Annotated in this window: 17 protein-coding genes and 2 pseudogenes; 10 read left to right on the top strand and 9 right to left on the bottom strand. The window is 60.1% G+C overall.

Going from position 1 to position 17,190, the window contains the following annotated elements; all coding sequences use genetic code 11:
* Positions 1 to 91: 91 nt before the first annotated feature.
* On the top strand, positions 92 to 2,935 hold the full coding sequence (locus tag SB725_RS01735; RefSeq protein ID WP_410921193.1) for a class I adenylate cyclase: 2,844 nt from the start codon (positions 92 to 94) through the stop codon (positions 2,933 to 2,935).
* Between the two features lie 6 nt (positions 2,936 to 2,941).
* Here the strand turns inward: SB725_RS01735 and rnk are convergent, their stop codons facing one another.
* The 3 genes from rnk to cyaY all read right to left on the bottom strand — a co-directional run bounded on the left by rnk (position 2,942) and on the right by cyaY (position 4,184).
* Positions 2,942 to 3,352: a nucleoside diphosphate kinase regulator gene (gene rnk, locus SB725_RS01730; protein ID WP_027926409.1), complete on the bottom strand. Its 411-nt coding sequence runs from the start codon at positions 3,350 to 3,352 to the stop codon at positions 2,942 to 2,944.
* 276 nt (positions 3,353 to 3,628) lie between these two features.
* Positions 3,629 to 3,847, bottom strand: a complete 219-nt coding sequence (locus tag SB725_RS01725; protein ID WP_410921192.1) for a DUF1289 domain-containing protein — start codon at positions 3,845 to 3,847, stop codon at positions 3,629 to 3,631.
* A 4-nt stretch (positions 3,848 to 3,851) separates the two neighbouring features.
* On the bottom strand, positions 3,852 to 4,184 hold the full coding sequence (gene cyaY / locus SB725_RS01720; RefSeq protein ID WP_027926407.1) for an iron donor protein CyaY: 333 nt from the start codon (positions 4,182 to 4,184) through the stop codon (positions 3,852 to 3,854).
* Positions 4,185 to 4,498: 314 nt separating this feature from the next.
* Here cyaY and lptM point away from each other — a divergent pair, with 314 nt between their 5' ends.
* From lptM to SB725_RS01690, 6 genes are read left to right on the top strand one after another with little or no spacing between them, the layout of a single operon-like run.
* Positions 4,499 to 4,675 (top strand): LPS translocon maturation chaperone LptM, encoded by a 177-nt coding sequence (gene lptM, locus SB725_RS01715; protein WP_032833701.1) that lies wholly within the window; start codon positions 4,499 to 4,501, stop codon positions 4,673 to 4,675.
* Between the two features lie 9 nt (positions 4,676 to 4,684).
* Positions 4,685 to 5,932: a diaminopimelate decarboxylase gene (gene lysA / locus SB725_RS01710; RefSeq protein ID WP_027926406.1), complete on the top strand. Its 1,248-nt coding sequence runs from the start codon at positions 4,685 to 4,687 to the stop codon at positions 5,930 to 5,932.
* Between the two features lie 4 nt (positions 5,933 to 5,936).
* The gene (gene dapF, locus SB725_RS01705) at positions 5,937 to 6,767 is read left to right on the top strand and encodes a diaminopimelate epimerase (protein WP_027926405.1); all 831 of its coding nucleotides are present in this window, start codon (positions 5,937 to 5,939) and stop codon (positions 6,765 to 6,767) included.
* A gap of 13 nt (positions 6,768 to 6,780) precedes the next feature.
* Positions 6,781 to 7,506 (top strand): DUF484 family protein, encoded by a 726-nt coding sequence (locus SB725_RS01700; RefSeq protein WP_027926404.1) that lies wholly within the window; start codon positions 6,781 to 6,783, stop codon positions 7,504 to 7,506.
* Positions 7,507 to 7,508: 2 nt separating this feature from the next.
* On the top strand, positions 7,509 to 8,408 hold the full coding sequence (xerC, locus tag SB725_RS01695; protein WP_008040629.1) for a tyrosine recombinase XerC: 900 nt from the start codon (positions 7,509 to 7,511) through the stop codon (positions 8,406 to 8,408).
* Complete coding sequence (locus tag SB725_RS01690) at positions 8,405 to 9,115, top strand: HAD family hydrolase (RefSeq protein ID WP_194940474.1); 711 nt, start codon at positions 8,405 to 8,407, stop codon at positions 9,113 to 9,115. Before xerC ends, SB725_RS01690 begins: the two co-directional genes overlap by 4 nt.
* 195 nt (positions 9,116 to 9,310) lie before the next feature.
* On the opposite strand, the gene sutA is transcribed toward SB725_RS01690, so the two are convergent.
* From sutA to glnK, 4 genes are all read right to left on the bottom strand, one after another.
* On the bottom strand, positions 9,311 to 9,634 hold the full coding sequence (gene sutA, locus SB725_RS01685; protein WP_008050867.1) for a transcriptional regulator SutA: 324 nt from the start codon (positions 9,632 to 9,634) through the stop codon (positions 9,311 to 9,313).
* 103 nt (positions 9,635 to 9,737) lie between these two features.
* Entirely contained in the window at positions 9,738 to 10,163 is a 426-nt protein-coding gene (locus SB725_RS01680; RefSeq protein ID WP_008030499.1) for a secondary thiamine-phosphate synthase enzyme YjbQ, read from the bottom strand.
* A gap of 213 nt (positions 10,164 to 10,376) precedes the next feature.
* On the bottom strand, positions 10,377 to 11,714 hold the full coding sequence (locus SB725_RS01675) for an ammonium transporter (RefSeq protein ID WP_027926392.1): 1,338 nt from the start codon (positions 11,712 to 11,714) through the stop codon (positions 10,377 to 10,379).
* Positions 11,715 to 11,751: 37 nt separating this feature from the next.
* Positions 11,752 to 12,090, bottom strand: a complete 339-nt coding sequence (gene glnK / locus SB725_RS01670) for a P-II family nitrogen regulator (RefSeq protein ID WP_002555808.1) — start codon at positions 12,088 to 12,090, stop codon at positions 11,752 to 11,754.
* 420 nt (positions 12,091 to 12,510) lie between these two features.
* Between glnK and SB725_RS01665 the strand changes: the two genes are divergently transcribed.
* Positions 12,511 to 12,771: an accessory factor UbiK family protein gene (locus SB725_RS01665; protein ID WP_046032213.1), complete on the top strand. Its 261-nt coding sequence runs from the start codon at positions 12,511 to 12,513 to the stop codon at positions 12,769 to 12,771.
* Positions 12,772 to 13,185: 414 nt separating this feature from the next.
* Positions 13,186 to 13,713, top strand: a pseudogene (locus SB725_RS01660) (Bro-N domain-containing protein).
* Here SB725_RS01660 and SB725_RS01655 read toward each other — a convergent pair.
* Positions 13,710 to 13,987 (bottom strand): annotated as a pseudogene (locus SB725_RS01655) (HigA family addiction module antitoxin). The pseudogenes SB725_RS01660 and SB725_RS01655 sit on opposite strands and share 4 nt — an antisense overlap.
* Before the next feature lie 286 nt (positions 13,988 to 14,273).
* On the opposite strand from SB725_RS01655, the gene SB725_RS01650 reads away from it, so the two are divergent.
* Positions 14,274 to 15,767 (top strand): YifB family Mg chelatase-like AAA ATPase, encoded by a 1,494-nt coding sequence (locus SB725_RS01650; protein ID WP_027926388.1) that lies wholly within the window; start codon positions 14,274 to 14,276, stop codon positions 15,765 to 15,767.
* Positions 15,768 to 15,773: 6 nt separating this feature from the next.
* Here the strand turns inward: SB725_RS01650 and SB725_RS01645 are convergent, their stop codons facing one another.
* Positions 15,774 to 16,988 carry an aldose 1-epimerase family protein gene (locus tag SB725_RS01645; RefSeq protein WP_027926387.1) on the bottom strand — a complete coding sequence of 405 codons (1,215 nt, stop codon included), beginning with the start codon at positions 16,986 to 16,988 and terminating at the stop codon, positions 15,774 to 15,776.
* Positions 16,989 to 17,190 lie beyond the last annotated feature (202 nt).

Genomic DNA, 17,190 nt, shown 5'->3' with positions numbered 1-17,190 from the left:
AATTCAGCTTAAAGGTGGCGGGCCCGAGGCGCTAAACTGCCCCTCATCCGCCGCCCCCACGTCCGAGCCTCGCGAGCCGGTTTGAGCTGACATGACCCGCACCCATGAAATCCGCCCCGATCTGGACGAGGGAATCGACCGCAAGGTTCTCAGCCAACTGCGCGCACGCTTTCTCAAACTCAATGAAGGCCGCATGGCCCGGGCCATGGAAGGGTTGTCGACCCGCCAGCAAACGGTGCTGACGCTGCTACCGCTGTTTTTCCACGTCAATCATCCGTTATTGCCCGGGTATGTTTCCGGCGCTACGCCGGCCGGGCTGTCGAACTTCGAGCCGGACGCCAATGCCCTCGCTGAAGCCCAGCGCCTGACCCGCTCGTTCTCTTACAAGCCGCGCCATGGCAGCAATCCGCCGCGACCGATCCACGGCCTGTTCCTGATGGGCAGCCTGGGTACGCTGGCTCAAGCCGATCAAAGCGACATGGACGTTTGGGTCTGCCACGCGCCGGACCTCGGCGAAAGCGAGCTCGCGGAGCTGCGTAAAAAGTGCCAGCTGCTGGAGGTCTGGGCCGCAAGCCAAGGCGCCGAGGCGCATTTCTTCCTGATCGACCCGACGCGCTTCGTGCTCGGTGAGCGCGACACCCAGTTGAGCTCCGAAGACTGCGGCACCACCCAGCACTACCTGCTGCTGGACGAGTTCTACCGCACCGCCATCTGGCTGGCCGGCCGCACGCCGATCTGGTGGCTGGTGCCAGTCTATGAAGAGTCCGCCTACGACCGCTACACCCACACGCTGCTGTCCAAACGCTTCATCCGTGCCGACGAAAGCCTGGACCTGGGGCATCTGGCATTCATACCGCCGGGGGAGTTCATCGGCGCCGGGCTCTGGCAATTGTTCAAGGGCATCGAGTCGCCCTACAAGTCCGTACTCAAGCTGCTGCTGACCGAGGTCTACGCCAGCGAGCACCCCAAGGTTCATTGCCTGAGCCTGCGCTTCAAGCAAGCCGTTTTCGCCAATCAACTGGACCTCGACGAGTTGGACCCGTACATCGTGGTCTACCGGCGCATCGAGGAATACCTCAAGGCCCGGGGCGAGCCGGAACGGCTGGAATTGGTGCGCCGCGCGCTGTACCTGAAGGTCAATCGCAAACTGACCGGCAACACCCGCACCCAGAGCTGGCAGCGTTCATTGCTTGAGCGACTGGCCCAGGAATGGGGCTGGGATCAGCGGCAACTGGCGCTGCTCGATAGCCGCAGCCAGTGGAAAGTCCGCCAGGTCAGCGCTGAACGTCGCGCCTTGGTCAACGAGTTGAACTACAGCTACCGCTTCCTGACCCAGTTCGCCCGCACCGAAGACACCGTCAGCCTGATCAACAAGCGCGACCTCAACGTGTTGGGTCGCCGGTTGTACGCGGCCTTCGAGCGCAAGGCTGACAAGGTCGAATTCATCAACCCGGGCATCGCCCCGGACCTGGCCGAAGACACGCTGACGCTGGTGCAGGCGCCCAACAAGAAAGAACCCGGGCAAACCCAGTGGGGTCTGTACAACGGCAGCCTGGCCGCTCATGAGTGGGAACATTTCGCGCCGATCAAGCGCAGCCGCCAATTGCTGGAACTCCTGACCTGGTGCCACCGTAATGGCGTGATCGACAGCAGCACGCGGCTGGCCTTGCACCCAGGCACCAGCGATTTGAGCGAGTTCGAACTGTTCAACCTGCTCGGCAGCCTGCAACAGAGCATTGCCCTGCCCCTGACTACCGTCGCGGAAGAACCCTTGCTGCGCGCCAGCGTACCGAGCGAGGTGCTGATCCTCGTGAACGTTGGCGTCGACCCGCTCAAGCACCATCGCGATTTAAACATCCTGATGACCACCGAGCGCACCGACTCGCTGAGCTATGCCGGGGTTCGCGAGAACCTGGTGCTGACGCTGGACCAGGTCACGCTCAACAGCTGGAACGAAGTGCTGGTCAGCCGCTACGACGGCCCTCATGCCCTGCTCGACTGCCTGCGCGCCTACCTCAACAACCTGCCGAGCGGGCCACAGCAGCCCAAGCTGCGGGTTCGGTGCTTCTGCCATAACCGTGCGCAATTCATTGCCCGCCGGGTAGAAGAGGTGATCGACTCCGCGCAGAACCTGCTGTTAAGCAACCTCAATCACCGTTACCTGATCCAGGTCCAGCAGCACTATCACGTGCTGGAACTGGTGCCGGGCCAGGTCAACCACGTCGCCATCGCCACCTTGCCGGCGCTGATTGATTACCTGGGTGAGGAACTGACAGGCTACAGCCCGCTGCACCTGGACCCGATGGCGCTGGAAGACCACGACCTCGCGCTGATCCTGCCGATGGGCCAGCCCGAGTGCATTCAGGTGTTCTACAGAATCAATGAGGATCAGGCTGATCTCTACGTGCTGGATGAGCTCAATGCACTGTGGCAACAACGCCTGCCCTATCACGACGAACAAAGCCTGTTGGTGCCGTTGCAACGTTTCCTGCAATCGATCCAGTACCGGCGCGATGCCTTGTTGCCGATGGATGCCGCGCAGCCGTTGACCCTGGACACGTTGTACTACCAACTGCTGCCGTCCGGCTCCGGGCGCGGGCGCCGGGTAGAAACGCGGCCAGCGCCGCAAACGCCAGTCAACAAACCGTTCTACGACGTGCAGGCCATCATCGGCAAAGCCGCGCCGGGCGAGGTACAGGTGACGCTGTATTGCAATCAGCGAGAGTTTTCAGAGCTGGAACATGGCGACCAACTGTTCAGCGTGGTCGCGCAAGAGATCGTCGAGCAACGCCGCGAGACCGAGCGCTATCGCTGTTACATCACCGACCTCGACCTCTCGGGCCTGCTCGGTGACGGTCAGAGTTCAAGCAATCTGTATCTGCGTTACAAGGCTGACCTGGAGCGCTCGTTGAACGAGGCGCTCGAACAGGTCTGAGGAGCGTTACTCCGGGAAGTCGCCGCCATTGGCCGGCTGTGACTCGACTTCCAGCAACGTCAGCTTGAGGGTCTTGCCGCCGGGTGCCGGCCAGTCGATGTGTTGACCAACCTTGAGACCGAGCAGTGCACTGCCGACGGGCGCCAGTATGGAAATCTTGCCTTCGTCGGCATTGGCGTCTTTTGGGTAAACCAGCGTCAGGTGATAGTCCTTGCCGCTGCCTTCTTCACGGCAATGCACACGGGAATTCATCGTTACGACATCGGCAGGCACGTCTTCGTGACCGACCAGCGTATCGGCGCGGTCCAGCTCGGTTTGCAGCGCAATAACGCCCGGCAGCGTGTCATCCAGGCTGTCGATCAGGCGCTCCAGACGTTGCACGTCCAGACGAGTAAGGGTGATGGAAGGTGCGGTCATGATTAAGGCAGACTCCTTTCTTCTGCACAGAAAAAGCAAAACCCCGCCAGAAAAAGGCGGGGTTTTCACGAGCCTCGATGGGTTGAGGCGTTTCTGGACACTATCACAGCTCAATAAATATACAAGTGAGGGGCGACCACGCACCTGCGCTGACATTTTTGAGAGAGGCTTGCCTGTGGCGAGGGAGCTTGCTCCCGTTCGGCTGCGCAGCAGTCGTAAGCTTTTTGGGGCCGCTTCGCAGCCCAGCGGGAGCAAGCTCCCTCGCCACAAAAGCTCTTATGCCAAGGCTTTGCGCTGGACTGCCTGGGCGCAGATCACACGCCGACGATCATCGTCGGCCGAACGCCATTCGCGGATGTCTTCGACATGGCGAAAACACCCCAGGCACACCTTTTGTTCATCCAGCCGGCACACACCACTGCACGGCGAAGGGACCGCCGGGCTGACATTGCTGTAGAGCGGCTTCGGTGGGCGAACGACGGCAGGCTCGGTCACAATCTCACAGACCTTCGAAATCGAGTTCGACGTCCGCTTGCAGCTTGACGATGCGCTCGAGCATTTCGCCCAGCTGCTCTTCGCTCTTGTCGCACATCCAGCGCTCGCTCTCTTCGTCGTAGTCAAAGTGGAAACCACCGGAGACCGCCGCCAGCCACAGCTGACGCAGCGGTTCCTGACGACTGAAGATCAACTGGCTGCCGTTTTCGAACTTGACGGTGAGCACACCGGCCGAACTCTCCAGATCGATATCCAGGTCACACTCGTCAAAAATATCCTCCAGCGTCTGCTGGGTGGCATCGACCAGATCGTGGAAACGGGCTTCGGTCAAACTCATTGCGGCAACCTCAAAAAGTGTCTGTTCACGCTCAAGCGCCGCAAGATACGGGCGAGCCCCGGTGATTGCAAAGGATAACGACCCAAGGTGATCACTAAACCTGTTGGACCGAGCCTGCTCGAGAAGGGCCCATCATATTCAACATCAATGTTGACTGACACTACGCCTTCGCGAGCCGGCTCGCTCCCACAGGGATTGCGCCCGGCTGACCGGCATCGTGCCAAGCCCCGCCGGACGGGAGCCCCGTCGCATAGGCAAGCTGACGGGTGGCCGGTATACTCCGGCGCAATTAACGCATTTTCAAGGATTTCGCCATGAAGCGCCTGATCTCTTCCCTTGCTGCGCTCGTCGCGGTTGCCTGCCTTGTGTCGGCCTGTGGTCAAAAAGGCCCGCTGTATCTGCCAGACGAAGACCAGGACCCTGTCGAACAGGCCAAGTCCTCGCAAAAACAGCCTGTCTCCAAAGCACACAAGCACGACGTCTACCAATAAGGGAACGCCATGGACGCTTTTAACTACCGTGGCGGGGAGCTGTTTGCCGAAGGTGTGGCCCTGTCGGCCATCGCCGAACGTTTCGGCACACCGACCTACGTCTACTCCCGCGCGCACATCGAAGCCCAATACCTGGCATACGCCGATGCACTGGCCGGTATGCCGCACCTGGTCTGCTTTGCCGTCAAGGCCAACTCCAACCTGGGTGTACTGAATGTCCTGGCGCGTCTGGGCGCCGGTTTTGACATCGTCTCCCGTGGCGAGCTGGAACGTGTGCTGGCCGCTGGCGGCAGCGCTGACAAGATCGTGTTCTCCGGTGTCGGCAAGACCCGTGACGACATGCGTCGCGCCCTCGAAGTCGGCGTGCATTGCTTCAACGTCGAATCCACCGATGAGCTGGAACGCCTGCAAGTGGTCGCCGCCGAGCTGGGCGTTCGCGCACCGATCTCGCTGCGTGTGAACCCGGACGTTGATGCGGGCACGCACCCGTACATTTCCACCGGTCTCAAAGAGAACAAGTTCGGCATCGCCATTGCCGACGCCGAAGACGTGTACATCCGCGCCGCGCAACTGCAAAACCTGGAAATTGTCGGCGTCGATTGCCACATCGGTTCGCAGCTGACCACCCTGCCACCCTTCATCGATGCCCTCGACCGCCTGCTGGGCCTGGTCGACCGCCTCGGCGATTGCGGCATCTACCTGCGCCACATCGATCTCGGTGGTGGTTTGGGCGTGCGTTACCGCGACGAAGAGCCACCGTTGGCTGGCGACTACATCAAGGCTGTGCGCGAGCGTCTCGACGGGCGTGACCTGGCACTGGTATTCGAACCGGGCCGCTTCATCGTGGCCAACGCCGGCGTGCTGCTGACCCAGGTCGAGTACCTCAAGCACACCGAACATAAAGACTTCGCCATCGTCGATGCGGCCATGAACGACTTGATCCGCCCGGCGCTGTATCAGGCCTGGATGGACGTCACCGCCGTGCGCCCGCGTGACACCGCGGCGCGTGCCTACGACATCGTCGGCCCGATCTGCGAAACCGGCGACTTCCTGGCCAAGGATCGTCAGCTGGCCCTGGAAGAAGGCGACCTGCTGGCCGTGCATTCGGCTGGCGCCTACGGGTTTGTCATGAGTTCCAACTACAACACCCGCGGCCGCGCCGCTGAAGTGTTGGTGGACGGTGATCAGGCAATTGAAGTGCGTCGCCGTGAGACGGTAGCCGAGTTGTTTGCTGGCGAAAGCCTGCTGCCGGAGTAACCCCATGCTGCTGCGTTTTACCAAGATGCACGGCCTGGGCAATGACTTCATGGTCCTCGACCTGGTCAGCCAGCACGCGCACATTCTGCCCAAGCACGCCAAACAATGGGGCGATCGGCACACCGGCATCGGTTTCGACCAGTTGCTGATCGTCGAGGCGCCGAGCAATCCGGACGTGGATTTCCGTTATCGGATCTTCAACTCCGACGGCTCCGAAGTGGAACAGTGCGGCAACGGTGCGCGTTGTTTCGCCCGCTTCGTGCTCGACAAGCGCCTGACCGCAAAACGGCAGATTCGCGTCGAGACCAAAAGCGGCATCATCGAACTGGATATCCGCAGCGACGGCCAGATTGGTGTCAACATGGGTGCACCGCGCCTGGTACCGACCGAGATTCCATTCGACGCGCCAGAACAGGCCTTGAGTTATAAGCTCGATGTCGAGGGTACGACCGTCGAACTGGCCGCCGTGTCCATGGGCAACCCCCATGCCGTGCTGCGGGTCAGCGACATCAATAACGCACCGGTGCATGAACTGGGGCCGAAAATCGAACACCACCCGCGCTTCCCGGCGCGGGTCAATGTCGGTTTTCTCCAGGTCATCGACCGGAACCGAGCGCAGTTGCGCGTCTGGGAACGTGGCGCCGGGGAAACCCAGGCCTGCGGCACCGGTGCCTGCGCAGCTGCAGTGGCCGCGATCAGCCAGGGGTGGATGGATTCGCCGCTATTGATCGACCTGCCTGGCGGGCGCTTGTCCATTGAGTGGGCAGGCCCTGGCCAACCGGTCATGATGACCGGCCCGGCAGTCCGCGTATACGAAGGACAAGTGCGTCTTTGAGTGAGCGAAATCCATGACCGACAAGCCCCAGGTTCCCGCCCTGCAGCCCGACGAATCCCCTTCCGAAAGCCTTGAGGCGGCGGCGATTGCCGCGTACCTGGAGGCTCATCCGGATTTCTTCATCGAGCACGAAGAACTGCTCCCGGCCATGCGCATTCCGCACCGTCGCGGCGACACCATTTCGCTGGTCGAACGCCAGATGACCATCCTGCGCGACCGCAACATCGAGCTGCGGCATCGCCTGTCGCACTTGATGGACGTGGCCCGCGACAACGACCGTCTCTTTGACAAGACCCGCCGCCTGATTCTCGCGCTGATGGACGCCACCAGCCTGGAAGACGTGGTGATCAGCGTCGAAGACAGCTTGCGCCAGGATTTCCAGGTGCCTTTTGTCAGCCTGATCCTGCTGGGCGACAACCCGATGCCGGTGGGCCGCTGGGTGACTCACGCCGAGGCGCAAACGACCATCGGCGGCTTGCTCTCGGAAGATAAAAGCGTCAGCGGCAGCCTGCGCGAACACGAACTGGACTTCCTGTTCGGCGAAGAACAGCGCAAGCAAATCGGCTCCACCGCCGTCGTCGCGATCAGCCATCAAGGCATTCACGGTATTCTGGCCATCGCCAGCCGTGATCCGCAACACTACAAAAGCTCGGTCGGCACCCTGTTCCTGAGCTACATCGCCGAAGTCATGGGCCGCGTGCTGCCACGGGTCAACAGCTCCCTGCGCTCGGTCCGCTGAGCATGGAACGGCAACTGGACGCTTACTGCGAACACCTGCGCAGTGAGCGGCAGGTGTCGCCTCATACGCTGTACGCCTACCGTCGCGACCTCGATAAGGTGCTGGGCTTCTGCGTCAAACAGAACATCGGCAGCTGGGCCGCGCTGGACATTCAGCGTCTGCGCAGCCTGATCGCGCGCCTGCATTCACAGGGCCAATCGTCCCGCAGCCTCGCGAGACTGTTATCAGCGGTTCGCGGGCTCTATCACTATCTGAATCGCGAAGGCCTGTGCGACCACGACCCGGCCAATGGCCTGGCGCCGCCCAAAGGCGAACGCCGCCTGCCGAAAACCCTCGACACCGACCGCGCGCTGCAACTGCTGGAGGGCGCGGTGGAGGATGATTTCCTGGCGCGGCGGGATCAGGCGATTCTGGAGTTGTTCTATTCCTCGGGATTACGTCTTTCAGAGCTGACCGGGCTCAATCTGGATCAGCTGGATCTGGCCGACGGCATGGTTCAAGTGCTGGGCAAGGGTAGCAAAACCCGTCTGTTGCCGGTCGGCAAGAAAGCGCGCGAAGCGCTGGAGCTGTGGTTGCCCCTGCGCGCGATGACCAACCCGGCCGACGACGCCGTATTCGTCAGCCAGCAAGGCCGACGCCTCGGGCCACGAGCGATTCAGGTGCGAGTCAAGGCGGCCGGCGAGCGGGAGCTGGGGCAAAACCTGCACCCGCACATGCTGCGGCACTCCTTTGCCAGCCACTTGCTCGAGTCCTCGCAGGACTTGCGCGCGGTGCAGGAACTGCTCGGCCACTCGGACATCAAGACCACCCAGATCTACACCCACCTGGATTTCCAGCACCTGGCCACGGTTTACGACAGCGCCCATCCACGGGCCAAACGCATTAAAGGCGATGACTCATGACCATCCAATTGATCACCTTCGACCTCGACGACACCCTCTGGGACACCGCCCCGGTGATCATCAGCGCCGAGGCCGTACTGCGTGAATGGCTGACCGAGCATGCGCCGAACCTTGGGGGCGTACCGGTAGAGCATTTGTGGGCGATTCGTGAGCGGATCCTCAGTAGTGAACCGGGGCTCAAGCACCGCATCAGCGCGTTGCGTCGTCGAGTGTTGTTCCACGCCCTGGAAGAAGCCGGTTACGACGATCACCAGGCAAACGATCTCGCCGACCAAAGCTTTGAAGTGTTTTTGCATGCGCGGCATCAGATCGAGGTGTTCCCGGAAGTCGAGCCGACCCTGGAAACCCTGGCCAAACACTACGCCCTCGGCGTGGTCACCAATGGCAACGCCGATGTGCGTCGGTTAGGGCTGGCGGACTACTTCAAGTTTGCCTTGTGCGCCGAAGACATCGGCATCGCCAAACCGGATGCGCGCTTGTTTCATGAAGCGTTGCAACGTGGCGGGGCAACACCTGAAACGGCTGTGCACATTGGCGATCATCCAGGCGATGACATTGCCGGTGCGCAGCAGGCAGGGCTGCGGGCGATCTGGTTTAACCCGCAAGGTAAAGCGTGGGAAGCGCCGAAGGCTCCGGATGCCGAGATTCGCAGTTTGACCGAATTGCCGGCGTTGCTGGCCCTGTGGAATTCCCGACACCCATCCTGAAACCACCGATTTTCCCTTGTAGAAGTGAGCCCGCTCGCGATTGCGGTGTGACATTCAGCATTTATGTTGCCTGACACACCGCAATCGCGAGCAGGCTCACTTCTACAGGGGATCGTGTCGAGCTCAAGCGTTTTGCACCGCCCATGAAAAAGCCCGCAGCGACGGCGGGCTTTTTCAGCAACCAAGGGCAGACGCTTAGATAGGCCGGCTGCCGTACTTGTTATCAGGCTTCTTGGGAGGATCGGCGACCACGTTGGCCTCCACTTCCTGCACCTTGCCGCCCTTGGCCAAAAACTCTTCCATGGCCCGCGCGAGAGCATCGCGTTCCTTGTTCTTGGCTTCGACACTCGGCAGCTCATCGACCGATACCGCTGCCTTGGCTTTGCCTTTGGCGGTCGGAACGGGCGCGTCGCCACCGTCGTCTTCAGCGACGTCTTCGGCCGCTGCTTCCAGACCTTCTTCGGTTTCGTCGTCGTCGCCTACTTCGAGGTCGTCGTTTTCCAGATCATCGTCGCTCATGTTCTACCTCATGACTCTTGCGAAAAGCAGATTAGTTATAGCCCAGCTTTACCGTCTGTCGACAGTTGCCGGAAAAATTCAATAACCGCTGGTGACCAGCGGTTCATGCCTCTTCACCGTGCACGGTGGCGAGGACTTTACGGGCACCGCCAAAATCACGGTGCTCGCCCAGATAAACACCTTGCCAGGTCCCCAGCGCCAGTCGGCCTGCCGAGATCGGCAAACTGAGCTGACAGCCAAGCACGCTGGCCTTGAAGTGCGCCGGGAGGTCGTCCAGGCCTTCGTCGTTATGCTCATAGCCGTCTGTTCCTTGTGGGATCAGACGATTGAAAAATCGTTCGAAGTCGCGACGTACCGCCGGATCGGCGTTCTCGTTGATGGTCAACGACGCCGAGGTATGCTGTAGCCACAAATGCAACAGACCGACCCGACACGCCTTGAGTTCAGGCAAGCCGGCGAGTAACTCGTCCGTTACCAGATGAAAGCCCCGGGGCCGTGCCCGCAGGGTAATCAGAGTCTGTTGCCACATACAGTTCTCCGCACGTTCGGGGCGCATTCTAGCGCGCTCTGGGAAAAAACAAAGGCCCTAATATTCCTTCAATCATGTAAGCCATTGCCTGCAGAAAAACGCCCGTCGCAAACGCCCCTGAACGTGTACGAAAAAACCTTTCAGCAGGTCCTTCACTGACAAACGCCAGACAAAAAAATGCCCGGCAAGCCGGGCAAGTTTTTTATGCGCGTCTTACAAGTTGTAGCCGCGTTCGTTATGGAGTGCCAGGTCGATGCCGACAGCCTCTTCTTCTTCCGTGATACGCAGGCCCATGACAGCGTCCAGGACCTTGAGAATGATGAAGGTGACGATCGCGGTGTAGATCACCGTGAAGCCCACGCCTTTGCACTGGATCCAGACTTGTGCGGCGATGTCGGTGACGGTGCCGAAGCCACCCAGCGACGGTGCAGCGAACACACCGGTCAGGATCGCGCCGAGGATACCGCCGATACCGTGCACACCGAAGGCGTCCAGGGAATCGTCATAACCGAGTTTGCGTTTCAGGGTGGTGGCGCAGAAGAAGCACACCACGCCCGCTGCCAGGCCGATCACCAGCGCGCCCATCGGGCCCACCGTGCCAGCGGCTGGCGTAATGGCGACCAGACCGGCGACCACACCCGAAGCAATACCCAGTGCACTCGGTTTGCCGTGAGTCATCCACTCGGCGAACATCCAGCCCAGTGCGGCCGCAGCGGTTGCGATCTGCGTTACCAGCATCGCCATGCCGGCGGTACCGTTGGCCGCCGCAGCGGAACCGGCGTTGAAGCCGAACCAGCCGACCCACAACATCGCGGCGCCCATCAGGGTGTAACCGAGGTTGTGCGGGGCCATCGGAGTGGTCGGGAAGCCTTTGCGCTTGCCCAGTACCAGGCAGGCAATCAGACCGGCCACACCGGCGTTGATGTGCACCACGGTGCCGCCGGCGAAGTCGAGTACGCCCCAGTCCCACAACAGGCCGCCGTTACCGGACCAGACCATGTGCGCAATCGGTGCGTAAACCAGGGTGAACCACACGCCCATGAAGATCAGCATGGCGGAGAACTTCATCCGCTCGGCGAAGGCACCGACGATCAGCGCAGGAGTGATGATGGCGAAGGTCATCTGGAAGGTAACGAACACCGCCTCAGGGAACAGCGCCGCAGGACCCGTCAGGCTGGCTGGCGTGATGCCGGCGAGGAAGGCCTTGTTCAGGCTCCCGAAGAACGAGTTGAAATTGATGACGCCCTGTTCCATGCCGGTGGTGTCGAACGCGATGCTGTAGCCATAAATGACCCACAGGACGCTGATCAGGCCGGTAATGGCGAAGCACTGCATCATCACGGAAAGAATGTTTTTGGACCGAACCATGCCGCCGTAGAACAGCGCGAGGCCGGGAATGGTCATGAACAGCACGAGGGCTGTCGAGGTCATCATCCAGGCGGTGTCGCCAGAGTTGAGGACTGGGGCCGCCACTTCGTCTGCCGCCAAGGCCAGGCCGGGCATTACGAGGGACAACAGGGCTCCTAGCCCTGCGAATTTACGCAGAGTCATATTGTTTTCTCCTGGGGCGTTGGGTTTGTGGCGGCGTTTAAATCGCGTCGGTATCGGTTTCGCCGGTACGGATGCGAATCGCCTGTTCCAGATTGACCACGAAGATCTTGCCGTCACCGATCTTGCCGGTGTTGGCTGCCTTGGTTATCGCCTCGATAACCCGGTCCAGATCCTTGTCGTCAATGGCGACATCGATCTTCACCTTGGGCAGAAAATCGACCACGTATTCCGCGCCGCGATATAGCTCGGTGTGACCCTTCTGCCGACCGAAGCCTTTGACTTCAGTAACGGTAATGCCCTGCACGCCGATCTCGGACAGCGACTCGCGCACGTCGTCCAGTTTGAACGGCTTGATGATGGCAGTGACTAGCTTCATGAAAACTCTCTCCCGAATTGGTGGACTTGCCCCAGGAAAACAAACCCGACTCAAGTCTAAGCGCAGTGCCTGGCTTTGTAACGCATCGTCGGCCTTGAATGCCCGTACGACCCCAGCTAACCACCCCGTACGAAACACTTCCCCCGTTTCGCCTGGCGCACTGCATTCGTCACAGCGACTGCATCAGTGCATGGGTTGATAGTCACTAAGCAGAAAGCTTGCCATCTCGCCAAAACCCACTGAATTCAATCCCTTGGCCAATACCACGAGCCGGCGCCCTCCATTACCCGCGAACTAACGCACAACAACAGTGCGCTGCCGTCCGTCCGCATGCGCGAAAAGCGTGCGTCGACGACCCGCCGAAATTGACTATAGACACTGCGTGATACACTGCCCGCCATTGTTGACAGGACATTTGCCATGCTCGCACCCAAAGACTTCCTCGACGCCCTGACCGGCACCGCCTCACGCCTCTTCAGCGGCGAAACCCCATTGCCGAAAAGCGAAATCGAAAGCCAGTTCAAGGCTTTGTTGCAGAGTGGCTTCAGCAAGCTGGATCTGGTGAGCCGGGAAGAGTTCGATAGCCAGATGGTCGTGCTCGCACGCACCCGGGCACGGCTGGAGAGTCTTGAAGCCAAGGTGGCGGAGCTGGAAGCGAAGCTGAATCCACCTGCCGAGTAACACTGCAAATCCCTGTGGGAGCGGGCTCGCCCGCGAATAGCGTCACCTCGGTCTACCAGCCCTCCCACACTGGATAGACCGCCCCCTGTAGGAGCTGCCGTAGGCTGCGATCTTTTGATCTTCCGCCCCGCCACAATCTCGGCAACGTCCTACAAAGATCACCACCGCCGTCCGATAGCGCCGCGAAGCCCAGGTTCCTAAGCTCATCCCCAGCTGAATATTCAGCACTGGGTTTGGCGACCTGGAAGCTTAAGGTGCACGACGACCATCTCTCGAGTCATGGCGGCTGTGCGTGGGAGACCTTCGGGTCTGCCGGGTTCCTTTTGCTCCGGTTCGCCAACCCGCGTACAGCTGCCACCCCCAATCGTTTGGCGACGATTGCCGGCAGCCCCATTAGCAAAAGGAGCTGTATCAATGAATAGCGATGACGCTTATCTGTCCCCACACATCTTCATCCGCCACAAACTCTATCTCCACGCCCTGCTGTTGGAAAACCAAGCCTAGTTTAGCGCCCGTGATCTAGGCCGTCTCTTGCGCCTCTTCCTCGACGAACGCGCCGTCCGCAAACTCGATCCTGATCAACATCAATCCGCGCGAGTTCTCATCCACGGCACCCTCGAAAACACCCTGCTAATCAGCGAATCTGGCGTCTACGCCCTGCTCGTCTACCACTACTGCCCCGAATACCGAGGCCTGCGCGAATGGCTGACCCACGACGTAGTGCCAGCTCTCAGAGACGCGCAACACCCCACCGCAACCGAACGCCCGATCCTGAGCCTGCTGAACTGGCCGGAGATGTCGTTGAGTTTGCTGCACTGGAATAACCAGCCGTGGATTCGGTTGCAGGATGTTCCGCAGATGTTGCCGGGCCATGAACGGCCGCAGCGCTCGATCAATGCATCGTGGTGGAAGCGTGCTTCGCGGATGTTGCAATCGCTTTAAGTATTTGAAGCCCTACCACGTTCGATTTCGGCTTCCCGCAAATCGTAAGTCGCTTGCAGGTTCAGCCAGAACTCGGGCGTGGTGTTCAGGCAACGAGATACCTTGCCCGCTAGATCGGCACTGACACAACGCTGGTACATGACGATTTCGTTTACCGTTTCCAAACATTCGTCCAACGAATGGGCGAACGCTGATTCTGAAATGCCTACGGCTCAAGAAACTCCTCTTTGAGGATTTCACCGGAATGAATCGGCCGCATTCCATTACTGTTCATTTTTCCTCTCCGAAGGCAGCGATCAATTGACGATCATAAGCAGCCCTGCCAGCCAGACAAGATCGCTCACACCCTTTCGCCGCCGTCCTTCATCAATCCAGGCAACGTCCTACAACAACCTCATCCCGCGACTGATTACGTCGCAAATCCCCACTCCCTTACGCTTCCCCCATCAGAAAGACACTCGCAACATCCTGCGAAAATTTGGCGCCTGCGCCATCACACGCCCCCGACTACCCTTCAAAAAACCGCAGGAAGCGGTTCCCGTAAAGCTCAAGGAACGACCATGTCCCTCTCCATCGTTCACAGCCGCGCCCAGATTGGTGTCGATGCGCCCGCCGTTACCGTAGAAGTCCATCTGGCCAACGGTCTGCCGTCATTGACGATGGTCGGATTACCCGAAGCGGCGGTAAAGGAAAGCAAGGATCGGGTACGCAGCGCGATCATCAACTCCGGTCTGCAATTCCCGGCGCGGCGCATCACGCTGAATCTCGCGCCTGCGGACTTACCAAAGGACGGCGGCCGATTCGATCTGGCGATTGCCTTGGGGATTCTGTCCGCCAGCGTGCAGGTGCCGACGGTGACGCTGGATGACATTGAATGCCTGGGAGAGCTGGCGTTGTCCGGCGCGGTACGTGCCGTGAGAGGCGTGTTGCCGGCTGCACTGGCTGCACGCAAGGCCGGACGCTCGTTGATGGTGCCACGGGCGAACGCCGAGGAAGCGTGCCTGGCCTCGGGGTTAAAGGTGTTTGCCGTGGACCATCTGCTGGAAGCCGTTGCTCACTTCAACGGACATACGCCGGTCGAGCCCTACGTTTCCAATGGCTTGCTCTACGCCAGCAAACCCTATCCGGACTTGAATGAAGTGCAGGGGCAAATCTCGGCCAAGCGCGCATTGCTGATTGCGGCGGCCGGGGCTCATAACCTGCTCTTTAGCGGACCGCCGGGGACCGGGAAAACGTTGTTGGCGAGTCGGTTACCGGGGCTGCTTCCCCCGTTAGCCGAAAACGAGGCGCTGGAAGTCGCTGCCATTCAATCCGTCACCAGTTGCGTGCCCTTGAGCCACTGGCCGCAAAGACCATTCCGCCAGCCCCATCACTCCGCCTCGGGGCCGGCATTGGTTGGCGGTGGCTCGAAGCCGCAACCCGGCGAGATCACCCTCGCCCATCATGGCGTGCTGTTCCTCGACGAACTTCCGGAATTCGATCGCAAGGTGTTGGAGGTTTTAAGGGAACCGCTGGAGTCCGGGCACATCGTGATTTCCCGCGCCAAGGATCGCGTGAGGTTTCCGGCGCGCTTTCAACTGGTGGCCGCGATGAACCCGTGTCCCTGTGGATATCTTGGCGAACCCAGCGGCAAATGCAGTTGTACACCGGACATGGTCCAGCGTTATCGCAACAAATTGTCGGGGCCTCTGCTGGATCGGATCGACCTGCACCTGACTGTCGCCCGAGAAGCCACGGCTCTGAATCCTGCGCTCAAACCCGGTGATGACACCGCCACTGCTGCGGTACTGGTCGCCGACGCCCGGGAGCTTCAAAACAAACGCCAAGGCTGTGCCAACGCATTCCTTGATTTGCCAGGGCTGCGTCGACACTGCAAGTTATCCACAACCGACGAGGCGTGGCTGGAAACTGCTTGCGAGCGTTTGACCTTGTCACTCAGGTCAGCCCATCGACTGCTCAAAGTCGCACGCACTTTGGCAGACCTTGAACAGGTCGATGGCATCACCCGCGAACATCTGGCGGAGGCATTGCAGTATCGGCCAAGCACAAACTGACGAAAGTCATTCCTTGGTCAGATCAACCAACGGCACCTGCCGCACCTCAGTCTCCCGCCCACCCTGAATCTCGCTCACCCGCTTCAGCGCCTTATCCACAGCCCCTTTATCTGCCAACAGGCTGTAATGAATCTGAAACTGCTTCTGCTCTTTAACCCCAATCATCGGCACCAAACCAAGCGGCCGCTGGTACCGACGGTTGTAGGAAAAACTCGTCCCTGGCTCCAATCCGGTGACATACCCCTGCCCTTGCGTATCGGTGTTTTTCCACAGCGAAAACACTGGCAACTGCTGAGTATTAAACCCAACCGACACCCCAAGGCTCCCGGCCTTGTTATGCAGCACGGTCAGCGTATCGCCCTTGGCGTCGCCGTAGGGCACGACGTTGTAAACCGTCTCGTCGTAGTCCTTGGTCGGCGCACGGTAAGTCTGCCAATCCGGCAAATCCCCTTTGGCCTTGTCGTTGAATGGCGACACCTGTTTCACCGGTGCCACAAACCGCGCGCCCTGCTCCAGGAACGGCGTGCTGAAGTTGCTGTGGTACAGCGCCTGGTATTCCTTCGGATAATCCCCGTTGTTGGTCAGGGTGTCGTTGAGGGCAAACGTGACGCTACCGGGCTCTGTGACCAGTTCGGTCATCACCGAGAAGTCGACTTTCTTGAACGCCTGTTCTTTAAGCTCGCCACGCAGGCTGATGGCGTAAGGCGGTTTCTCATCGATGTGCAGGGTGACTTTGCTGGCCGGGATGTTGGCGGCGCGGCCATGGAGGGTCAGCAGTTCGCCGTTGTCCATGCCGGGATGGCCGACCCATTCGTAGCCGCAGCGGGCAACCAGTTCGTTGAAGCCTTCGAGCCAGCCCAGGCCGCCGCGGCCGTTGAGTTCGATGAAGGACGGATTGACCACATCCTTGACCGGCGAATCCCAACCCATGCGCACAGTACCAACCGACGCCTGCAAGACGTTCATCCCGCGGGTCGGTACCACCGAGAGTTTCATCGTGCCGTTATCGATGTCGACGATGCTGACGCCCTCTTGCCGACCGCCGTGCAAGGTGCGAAGGGTCACGGAAAAAGGTCGGTCGGTTTTCAGTCCGAGTTGTTGGCTGGTGATCTGCCAATTCTGGGGAGCCTTGTCGCTGTCGAGCAATACGTAATCCCAGGCCAGGGCGTGAGAGGCAGCGGTGAGCGCGCCGAGTGCGACAGCGAATTTGAGCGGGGTCATGGGGAAAGCCTTTCTTGGAGTTGTGGGTTTTTTATAGCGCTGATGAATCGTTTCAGCAAGCTTAAAAAAGCACACCACCAAACCTTCCCACGTCAATTCAAATTGACCTCATGCAACCTCTGCGCACTTACGCTAGTCTCATACGGTTTTGGACCTCCGCTAATTGACGGCGACATCATTATGACATTAAGGTCGCCAGCTA

Origin of the sequence: Pseudomonas sp. SIMBA_041, assembly GCF_046535095.1 — a bacterium.
GTDB lineage: Bacteria > Pseudomonadota > Gammaproteobacteria > Pseudomonadales > Pseudomonadaceae > Aquipseudomonas > Aquipseudomonas mucoides.
The sequence above is the reverse complement of the archived record's forward strand: the minus strand, read 5'-3'. Positions and strand labels throughout refer to the sequence as shown.